This is a genomic window from Streptomyces macrosporus (assembly GCF_039533145.1).
Classification (GTDB): domain Bacteria; phylum Actinomycetota; class Actinomycetes; order Streptomycetales; family Streptomycetaceae; genus Streptomyces; species Streptomyces macrosporus.
This window is the reverse complement of sequence record NZ_BAAASZ010000012.1, coordinates 116479-126242: the sequence shown is the minus strand read 5'-3', so window position 1 is coordinate 126242 and position 9764 is coordinate 116479. Positions and strand designations below refer to the sequence as shown.

Sequence of the window (9764 nt, the reverse complement as noted above, 5' to 3'; positions counted from 1 at the left end):
GCGCCGAAGTAGGTGTCCCAGGTGTCCAGGTGGGCGTCGAAGTGGAGCAGGGCGACTGGGCCGTGCCGCCCGGCCACCGCGCGCAGCAGGGGCAGGGCGATGGTGTGGTCGCCGCCGAGGGTCACCAGGCGGGCGCCGGTGTCCAGCAGCTCCCCGGCCGCGGCCTCGATCGTCTCGACCGCCTCGTTGATGTTGAACGGGTTGGCGGCGATGTCGCCCGCGTCGGCCACCTGGGCGAGCGCGAAGGGCGAGGCGTCCTGGGCCGGGTTGTAGGGGCGCAGCAGGCGGGACGCCTCACGGATCGCGTTGCCGCCGAAGCGGGCGCCGGGCCGGTAGGAGACGCCGGAGTCGAACGGCACGCCGACGACGGCGATGTCGGTACGGCCTCCCACCTCGTCCAGGCGCGGCAGCCGGGCGAAGGTCGCCGGGCCGGCGAAGCGCGGGACACGGGAGGAGTCGACGGGGCCACGAGGCTGCTGGTCGGTGCTCATGCGGTCGAGGGTAGGGGCGGACCGGGCGCGGATACATGGACGGACGCAACAGTCCGCCGGGGCTTTTTATACGGCCCGTACAAGGCGTCGCGGCGACGCTCCGTCGGAAGCCGATCGCCCTCACGGGCGTGCGCGGGGGACAATGCCCCCATGCCGATAACCCCCGCCGTCCCCACCCGAGCCGAGTTGATCGACCACCTCGTCCGCACCCGCATCGCGGGCGACGTCGCCACACCGCGCGAGAACAACCTGGACCACTACCGCAGGCTCGCCAACGGCGATCGACACTACTGGCTGGGCCTGGAACTGGGCGAGAGGTGGACCGACGAGCAGGACGTGCTGGCGGTGATGGCCGAGCGCTGCGGCGTCGTCGACGACCCCCAGCACCGCCACGGCCAGGACACCATCGACCCGGAGCTGACCGTCGCCGCCCTGGACCGGGCCGCGGCGCAGCTCCGCAAATCGGCGGAGGCCGGACACCGGGTGCTGTTCGCCACCGGCCACCCGGGCGCGCTGATCGACCTGCACAGCCGGGTGGCGAACGCGCTGCGCCTGGCCGGGTGCGAGATCGTCCGGGTGCCGCTGGGCCTGATCGCGGACCAGGGCGTGGTGGTGCAGCTCGCGGACATCGCGATGCACGAGCGCGGGGCGTCGCTGTGGCACACCCACTCCCCCGAGCCGATGACCGCGATCCTGGACGCCCTGGAGCGGGAGGGCGAGCCGCTGCCGGACCTGGTCTTCGCCGACCACGGCTGGGCGGGCTGCGCGGCGCAGCGCGGCATCCTCACCGTCGGCTTCGCGGACTGCAACGACCCGGCGCTGTTCATCGGCGAGGCGGAGGGCACCCTCGCGGTCACCGTCCCCCTGGACGACCACGTGGTCGATCCGCGGTACTACGAGCCCCTGACGGCGTACCTGCTGGACGCGGCGGGCCTGACCCCCGCGTAATCCGGTTGCCCGGCGGCGGGGGCCGTCCTACCGTCGGCGTCATGTGTTCCGCATTCTGCGCGGCGATCACCGGCGGGGCGCGCGCCGACGCGTGGTGCTCCGGCTGGTGTCCGCAGACGACCCGCCGTCCGCGCGGTCGGCGTCCGGCCCTGGTCCGCCGGGACGCGCCGAGCGCCTGAACCGTCCACGGGTCCCCTCGACCCGTGCGTTCCTCTCCTCGGTACCTCTTCCCGATACCTCTCCTCGGTATCTCCCCGGTACCTTCCGCGACTCTCCGCGCCCTTCCTCGCGCGTGCCCAGGGCCCCGGTGTCCGACGTACACCCGGACAGGCCCCGGACTCCCCCGCGCCCACCGGCGCGCCCGTAGCGCCGCCGCGTTCGCCGGCGCGCCCGTAGCGCCGCCGCGTTCGCCGGCCCGAGCCCCGGCCTGTCCTCGGCAGAGGACTTCAGCCCGTGGCACGCCGCCGCATCACTCTCTCCCAGAACTTCCTGTACGACACCTCCGTCATCCGCCGCCTCGTGCGCTTCTCCGGGGTGGGGCCCGACGACCTCGTGGTCGAGCCCGGCGCCGGGGAGGGACCGATCACCGCCGTACTGGCCCGGACCTGCCGGGAGGTGGTGGCGTACGAGATCGATCCGCGCCTGGCCGCCCGGCTGTCGCGCCGCTTCGCCGACCGGCCCGGCGTCCACCCCGTCCGGGGCGACTTCCTGCGGGCCCGGCCGCCGCGCGAGCCGTTCGCCGTGGTGGGCAACATCCCGTACTCCCGCACCACCGCCATCGTGCGGTGGTGCCTGGACGCCCCGACGCTGACCTCGGCGACGCTGCTCACGCAGCGGGAGTACGCCCGCAAGCACACCGGGGACTACGGCCGTTGGCCGCTGCTGACGGTGCGGACCTGGCCGGAGTACGCCTGGCGGCTGGGCGGCCGGGTCGGGCGCGAGAGCTTCGTCCCGGCGCCGCGCGTCGACTCGGCCGTCCTGCGGATCGAACGCCGCCCCGCGCCGCTGCTGCCCCGTCGACGGCTCGCCGCCTACCGGGAGTTCGTCGCCCACGGCTTCACCGGGGTCGGCGGCTCGTCGGCCGCCACGCTGGCGCGGCGGTACGGCGGACGCGCGGTCCGGGCGGCCTTCCGGGCCGTGGGGCCGGCCCCGGACACGCCGGCGGGGCTGGTGACGCCGGATCAGTGGCTGGCGCTGTTCCGGGAGTTGGAGCGGGACCGGTAGCCCCGCCCCTCCCCCGGCGCCCGCTACCCGGCCCGGACGGGAACGCCCGCTCCGGGCCGGGCACGCCGGGTCCGCCGCGTCCGTGCCGCCCGCAGGAGGAGGAAGAGCAGCACGCCGATGGGCGAGAGCAGGACCGTCAGCACCAGCAGCGGTCCCATGACCAGCGGGTGCACGGCGAGCCGGCGTCCCTCGCGGAACATCCACTGGCCGACGAGGAGGTCCCAGGCGATGACCTGCGCCCAGACGGCCGCCGCGCCGCCGGCCAGGGCCGTCAGCTCCCGGAACGCGTCGAGTTCCGGCCGGCTCACCGCCGCCCACAGCTCCGGCAGGACGGGCAGGGCGAGGGCCAGGTGGACGAGCAGGATCGGCACCACCGTCAGCGGGGAGGCCGCGATCCGGTGCGTCGTCCCCCACCCCGGAGCGAAGATCATCAGCAGCCAGACCGGTGCCGCCGACCAGAAGGCGAGGTCGAAGAGGAGACCGGTCATGCCACCGGCTCCCTGTCGGACTGCCTGCCGGGTTCCCTGTCGGGCTCCGCCGGGGCCCGTCGCGGGCTCGGGGGCCGCACGGAGGCCGGGGCGGGGTTCCGGGCGGGAGGCGTGCGCAGGGCGAACCCGACGCCGGCGCATCCCGCGACGACGACGGCGGCGGCCACGGCGAGCGTGAGGCCGTCCGGGCGCACCAGCGACTGCCCGCGCAGGGCCTGCCAGGTGACGAGGCCGAGCACGGCGGTGTACACGCCCGCGCCCACCAGGACCAGCCGCAACCGGACGCTCTCGTGCCGCAGGCGCGGGAAGCGCGACGCGAGGGCCAGGAGCACCAGGAGGAGCAGCGGGAGCGCCTGGAGCGCGTGCATGCCGACGAAGTGCGGTATCCGCAGGTCGCCACCGGTCGCGGACCAGCCGGTGAGCGGCATCGTGGGTCCGCCGTCCGGAACGCCCACGCTGTGCGCGCCGATCACCCGGGCCACGCCCCGCTCGGCGGCGGCCGTCTGCTCGGGGGTGGGCATCACCATCAGGAAGCCGAGCCCCGCGCCGACCAGGGCGAGCACCGCGCCGAGCCGGACCGCCCAGGCGGCGGCGCGGTCGATCGCCGACGACCGGAACAGCAGCACGGCGATGACCAGGGCTCCGAGCCACAGCACGGCCACGGTCGCGCCCATGGCGTCGAACAGCGCGCGGTCGAAGGGGGTCTCGTTGTTGAAGTGGCTGCGCTTCCCCCGGACGACCTGGAGGACGATGATCGCCATCTCGATCGCCGAGGTCGCGGCGACCACCGTCCCGGCCCACCAGCCCGTGCGGCGTCCCCGGGTGAGCAGCGACAGCATCCACGCGAGCGTCGCGCAGTAGAGGGCGAACGAGACCGAGAACTTCAGCGGCTTGAACCAGATCGGAACGCCGTCCAGGAGCCGGTCGTCGGCCGCCGTGCCCACGGCCGAGACGACCGCGAGGACGGACATGGCGGCGGCGAAGAGCATCAGCGGCCGGTGCCAGGCGAGTGCCCGACGTGCCAAGGACATGAGGACCCCCAGGAAGAGAATGGAAAGTAGCACTATCCACTATCTGATAGTGAAACTATCTATCATGGGGAGTCGCTGTGCAAGGGCGCTCCGCGTGGGGCGCGAGAAGGGAACCGACCGTGCGCATCGGCGAGCTGAGCCGCAGGACCGGAGTGTCCGTACCGACGATCAAGTTCTACGTACGGGAGGGGCTGCTTCCGCCCGGCCGGCTCTCCAGCCCCAACCAGGCGCACTACGACGAGGGGCACGAGCGCAGGCTGCGTCTGATCCGCACCCTGATCGGCGTCGGCGGTCTCTCCGTGGCGGCCGTGGCGGACGTGCTCGCGGCGATCGACGACCCGTCGCAACCGGTGCACAAGGTGCTCGGGGTGGCGTCCACGAGCATCGCGGGACAGGGGACGGACGACGGCGGGGCCGGCGGGAAGGCCCGGAGCGGTGCGGGGGACGGCAGCGGGGACGGCAGTGGGGACGGCACCGACGGCAGCGGGAACGGGGAGAGGACGGCGGCGGTCCGGGCGGAGGTCGAGGCCCTCCTCGCCAGGCGCGGCTGGCGGGTCTCCCCGCACTACCCCGCCGTCGACTCGCTCGTCACCGCCGTCGCCGCGATGGAGCGTCTCGGGCACGGGGATCTCGTCCGGCTCCTGGACGCCTACGCCGACGCCGTGGAGATCATCGCCCGGGCGGACGTGGAGTACGTCGCCGAACGGGCGGACCGGGACGGGCTGGTGGAGACCGTGGTCGTCGGCACGCTCCTCGGCGACAAGATCATCGCCGCCCTGCGGCGCATCGCCCAGGTGGACGCCTCCGCCCGCCGCTTCGGCGACTGAGACGACGGAGACGACGGAGACGTCGGAGCCGACCGGGATGTCGGAGCCGACGGAGACACAGGAGCCGACGGAGCCGCCGCCGGCTCCGTCGGCCGGGAGGGAGCGGACGGGCCGGGCGAGGGGGTCCGACCCCGCTCGCCGGGCCCCGTCCGCGCGGCCTCAGCCGCGCGGCACCCGCACCACGCCCTCCTGCACCACCGTGATGGCCAGCCGCCCGTCGGCGGTGAAGATCCGGCCGCGCCCCAGCCCGCGGCCGGCCTGGGAGGTGGGGCTCTCCTGGTCGTACAGCAGCCACTCGTCCACGCGGAAGGGGCGGTGGAACCACATCGCGTGGTCCAGGCTCGCGCCCACCACGTCCCCGACCGTCCAGCCGCCGCGGCCGTGGGCGAGGAGGACGGGTTCGAGCAGGCTCATGTCGGAGATGTAGGTCGCCAGGCACAGGTGGAGCATGGGCCGGTCGAGGTCGCCGTCCAGCTTGCCGTTGGTGCGGAACCAGATCCGCGAGCGCGGCTCGCGCGGCCGGCCGGCCGTCAGGTACGGCGGGTCGTCGACGTACCGCAGGTCGACCGGTGCCCGCGCCTCGGCGAGGCGGTCGGCCACGCCCGGGTCGGCGAAGAGGTGGGCGTGGCGCGGCAGCAGCTCGGCCGCGGGCGTCAGCGTCTCCGGGTCCGGGACGTCGGGCATCGGCTCCTGGTGCTCCAGCCCCTCCTCGTGCGTCTGGAAGGACGCCGACAGGTGGAAGATCGGCTGCCCGTGCTGGACGGCGACGACGCGGCGGGTGGTGAAGGACCGCCCGTCGCGGATGCGGTCCACCGTGTAGACGATGGGCGCCTCCGGGTCGCCGGGGCGCAGGAAGTACGCGTGCAGCGAGTGGGCGAGCCGGTCCTCGGGGACCGTGCGGGAGGCCGCGACGAGCGCCTGCGCGGCGACCTGTCCGCCGAAGACCCGGGGGACGACGGCGGAGCGGCTCTCGCCGCGGAAGATGTCGCGGTCCACCCGCTCCAGGTCGAGCAGGGCGAGCAGGGCGTGCAGGGGCGCCCGGCCGGCGCCCCCGCCGCTTCCGACGGTGTTCACGGTGGTGCGGTCCTTCGCGCGGTCCCGCCTCACAGGCCCATCGACTTGGCGATGATGGACCGCATCACCTCGCTGGTGCCGCCGTAGATGCGGGTGACGCGGGTGTCGGCGTAGAGGCGGGAGATCGGGTACTCCCGCATGTAGCCGTAACCGCCGTGCAGCTGGAGGCACTTGTCGATGACCTTCGCCGCCGTCTCGGTGGTGAACAGCTTGACGGAGGCGGCGTCGGCGGGGGTCAGCTCGCCGGCGTCCAGGGCCTCCAGCGCCCGGTCCACGACCGCCTGCATGGCGTCCACGTCCGACCGGCAGTCGGCGAGGACGAACTTGGTGTTCTGGAAGGAGGCGACCGGCTTGCCGAAGACCGTGCGGTCCTTGACGTACTCGTGGGCGAAGCGGACGGCCGCCGCGGCCTGGGCGTAGGCGCCTATCGCGATCCCCAGGCGCTCCTGCGGGAGGTTGTGGGTGAGGTAGGAGAACGCCTGGCCCTCCTCGCCGAGGAGGTCCTCGACGGGGACCTTGACGTCGGTGAAGGACAGCTCGGCGGTGTCGGAGGACTTCAGGCCCAGCTTGTCGAGGTTGCGGCCGACGGCGTAGCCCTCGCTCTTGGTGTCGACCACGAGGATGGAGATGCCCGAGCGCCGGTCCTCCGGGGAGGGCGGTGCGGTGCGGCAGCAGACCAGGACGCGGTCGGCCTGCACGCCGCCGGTGATGAAGGTCTTGGCGCCGTTGAGGATGTAGTGCGTGCCGTCCTCCGACAGCTTCGCGGTGGTCTTCATCCCGGCCAGGTCCGAGCCGGTGCCGGGCTCGGTCATGGCGATGGCGGTCATCATCTCGCCGGTGACGAAGGGCGGCAGCCAGCGGCGCTTCTGCTCCTCGGTGGCGTACTTCAGCAGGTAGGGCAGGCACAGCGCGGTGTGGACGCCGGAGCCGCCGAAGCTGACGCCGGCGCGGGCGGTCTCCTCGGAGATGATGGCGTTGTACTTGAAGCTGGTCTCGCCGGCGCCGCCGTACTCCTCGGGCACCTCGATCCCGAAGACGCCCAGCTCCCCGAGCTTCAGGTAGAAGTCGCGGGGGACGTACCCCTGCTTCTCCCACTCGTCGTAGTGGGGGACGACCTCGGCGGCGATGAAGTCGCGGATGGTCTCGCGGAACGCCTCGTGGTCCTCGTTGAACACCGTGCGACGCACGTCTCGCCTCCTGGAGCCGGAAAACTAAGCGCTTGCTCAGCGCAAGTTACCCAAGGGTCGGTTCGACTGTCCAGAGGGGTTCGACCGGAGGTTCGCGCGTGTGCGCGACGTCATGCGCCCGCGGTGCCGCGGGCGCCGTCCGCGCCGTCCGCGCCGTCCGCGTCCGCGCCGCCCCGGCCCTCGGCGGCGGCGAAGGCGCCGCGGGCCAGCCGGTGGAGGAGGGCGGCCGTCGTCGCGCGGTCCGGGAGGGCCGAGGGACGGCTGAGGTGGGGCGTGGAGTTGAGGAGGCCGAACACGGCGTGGACCGAGGCGCGGGCCTCCTTCTCCGGCAGCCCCGGATGGACCTCGCGGACCACCCCCACCCACAGCTCCACGTACTGGCGCTGGAGCTGCCGCACCAGCTTGCGGTCGCTGTCGCGCAGCCGGTCCAGCTCGCGGTCGTGGAGGGTGATCAGGGCCCGGTCGTCGAGGGCGAAGTCGATGTGGCGGTCGATGAGCGCGTCCAGGGTGGCGCCCGGCGCGAGTCCGGCCTCGGCGGACTCCGCCAGACACCTGCGCCCGCCCGTGTACAGCCGCTCGCTGATGCCGACCAGCAGCTCCGCGAGCATCGCGTCCTTGCCCGGGAAGTGGCGGTAGAGCCCGGGACCGCTGATGCCGACCGCCGCGCCTATCTCGTCCACGCCGACGCCGTGGAAGCCGCGCTCGGCGAAGAGGCGGGCGGCCTCGCCGAGGATCTGCTCGCGGCGGGTGGGGGCGTCGGTCCTGGAGCTCATGGGGGAATTGTAGACAGCCGGGTTAGCGGGCGTTAACCTGGTGACGAGGTTAACGCTCACTAACCGAGCAAGGAGGCTCGAAGGGCATGCAGCAGGCACCGCCGCTGGTCAGCGCAGTCGATCCGACCTCCGAGGCCGCCCGGGCGAACGAGGCCGCGCACCGCGAGCTGGCCGCCCGGCTGCGGGAGAAGCTCGCCGCGGCCCGGCTGGGCGGCGGCGAGCGGGCCCGGGCACGGCACGTCGCGCGCGGCAAGCTCCTGCCGCGCGACCGCGTGGACGCCCTGCTGGATCCGGGCTCGCCCTTCCTGGAGCTGGCGCCGCTCGCGGCGGACGGGATGTACGACGGGCAGGCCCCGGCCGCGGGCGTGATCGCCGGCATCGGACGGGTGTCGGGGCGCGAGGTGGTGATCGTCGCCAACGACGCCACCGTCAAGGGCGGCACGTACTACCCGATGACGGTCAAGAAACACCTGCGGGCCCAGGAAGTGGCCCTGGAGAACCGGCTGCCGTGCGTGTACCTGGTGGACTCGGGCGGCGCCTTCCTGCCGATGCAGGACGAGGTCTTCCCCGACCGGGAGCACTTCGGGCGGATCTTCTACAACCAGGCGCGGATGTCCGGCGCCGGCATCCCGCAGATAGCGGCGGTGCTGGGCTCGTGCACGGCGGGCGGGGCGTACGTGCCCGCGATGAGCGACGAGGCCGTGATCGTGCGCGGCCAGGGCACGATCTTCCTGGGCGGGCCGCCGCTGGTGAAGGCCGCCACCGGCGAGGTCGTCACGGCCGAGGAGCTGGGCGGCGGCGAGGTCCACTCCCGCACCTCCGGGGTGACCGACCACCTCGCCGAGGACGACGCCCACGCCCTGCGGATCGTGCGGCAGATCGTCTCCACCCTCCCCCGGCGCGGGCCGATGCCCTGGCCGGTGAGGCCGGTGGAGGAGCCGACGGTCGATCCGGCCGGGCTCTACGCCGCGGTTCCGGTGGACTCGCGCACCCCCTACGACGTGCGCGAGGTCATCGCCCGCATCGTGGACGGCTCGCGGTTCGCGGAGTTCAAGGCCGAGTACGGCACGACGCTGGTGACGGGCTTCGCCCACATCCACGGCCACCCGGTCGGGATCGTCGCCAACAACGGCATCCTGTTCTCCGAGTCCGCCCAGAAGGGCGCCCACTTCGTCGAGCTGTGCGACCAGCGCGGCATACCGCTGCTGTTCCTGCAGAACATCTCGGGCTTCATGGTGGGTCGTCAGTACGAGGCGGGCGGCATCGCCAAGCACGGCGCCAAGATGGTGACGGCCGTGGCGTGCACCCGCGTGCCCAAGCTGACCGTGGTGGTCGGCGGCTCCTACGGCGCGGGCAACTACTCGATGTGCGGTCGGGCCTACTCGCCCCGCTTCCTGTGGATGTGGCCCAACGCGAAGATCTCGGTGATGGGCGGCGAGCAGGCCGCCTCGGTGCTCGCCACCGTCAAGCGCGACCAGTTGGAGGCGCGCGGCGAGGAGTGGAGCGCCGAGGAGGAAGAGGCGTTCAAGGCCCCGATCCGCGAGCAGTACGAGACCCAGGGCAACGCCTACTACGCGACCGCGCGCCTGTGGGACGACGGCGTGATCGACCCGTTGGAGACCCGCACGGTGCTGGGCCTGGCGCTGACCGCCTGTGCCAACGCGCCGCTGCCCGAGAAGGATCCCGCGGCGCCCGGCTACGGCGTCTTCCGGATGTGAGGG

Annotated in this window: 10 protein-coding genes; 4 read left to right on the top strand and 6 right to left on the bottom strand. The window is 73.5% G+C overall.

Going from position 1 to position 9764, the window contains the following annotated elements:
• Positions 1-491 (bottom strand): arginase family protein (locus ABD335_RS07665; RefSeq protein WP_344321342.1); only part of this gene is annotated, 491 nt, incomplete at its 3' end.
• Between the two features lie 150 nt (positions 492-641).
• Here ABD335_RS07665 and ABD335_RS07660 point away from each other — a divergent pair.
• A complete protein-coding gene (locus tag ABD335_RS07660) occupies positions 642-1439 on the top strand; it encodes a phosphatase (protein WP_344321341.1) in 798 nt (265 codons plus the stop codon).
• 453 nt (positions 1440-1892) lie between these two features.
• Entirely contained in the window at positions 1893-2663 is a 771-nt protein-coding gene (gene erm, locus ABD335_RS07655; RefSeq protein ID WP_344321340.1) for an ErmE/ErmH/ErmO/ErmR family 23S rRNA (adenine(2058)-N(6))-methyltransferase, read from the top strand.
• A 23-nt stretch (positions 2664-2686) separates the two neighbouring features.
• Here erm and ABD335_RS07650 read toward each other — a convergent pair whose 3' ends face one another.
• Positions 2687-3151: an ABA4-like family protein gene (locus ABD335_RS07650; protein WP_344321339.1), complete on the bottom strand. Its 465-nt coding sequence runs from the start codon at positions 3149-3151 to the stop codon at positions 2687-2689.
• Positions 3148-4182, bottom strand: coding sequence for a hypothetical protein (locus ABD335_RS07645; protein WP_344321338.1), 1035 nt, complete (start codon positions 4180-4182; stop codon positions 3148-3150). Before ABD335_RS07645 ends, ABD335_RS07650 begins: the two co-directional genes overlap by 4 nt.
• Positions 4183-4301: 119 nt before the next feature.
• Between ABD335_RS07645 and ABD335_RS07640 the strand changes: the two genes are divergently transcribed.
• The gene (locus ABD335_RS07640) at positions 4302-5009 is read left to right on the top strand and encodes a MerR family transcriptional regulator (RefSeq protein ID WP_344321337.1); all 708 of its coding nucleotides are present in this window, start codon (positions 4302-4304) and stop codon (positions 5007-5009) included.
• Between the two features lie 159 nt (positions 5010-5168).
• Here the strand turns inward: ABD335_RS07640 and tesB are convergent, their stop codons facing one another.
• From tesB to ABD335_RS07625, 3 genes are all read right to left on the bottom strand, one after another.
• Positions 5169-6083, bottom strand: coding sequence for an acyl-CoA thioesterase II (gene tesB, locus ABD335_RS07635; protein ID WP_344321336.1), 915 nt, complete (start codon positions 6081-6083; stop codon positions 5169-5171).
• Between the two features lie 29 nt (positions 6084-6112).
• Complete coding sequence (locus tag ABD335_RS07630; RefSeq protein WP_344321335.1) at positions 6113-7270, bottom strand: acyl-CoA dehydrogenase family protein; 1158 nt, start codon at positions 7268-7270, stop codon at positions 6113-6115.
• 110 nt (positions 7271-7380) lie between these two features.
• On the bottom strand, positions 7381-8043 hold the full coding sequence (locus ABD335_RS07625; protein WP_344321334.1) for an SACE_7040 family transcriptional regulator: 663 nt from the start codon (positions 8041-8043) through the stop codon (positions 7381-7383).
• An 86-nt stretch (positions 8044-8129) separates the two neighbouring features.
• On the opposite strand from ABD335_RS07625, the gene ABD335_RS07620 reads away from it, so the two are divergent.
• Positions 8130-9761 (top strand): carboxyl transferase domain-containing protein, encoded by a 1632-nt coding sequence (locus ABD335_RS07620; RefSeq protein WP_344321333.1) that lies wholly within the window; start codon positions 8130-8132, stop codon positions 9759-9761.
• The last annotated feature ends 3 nt before the right edge of the window (positions 9762-9764 follow it).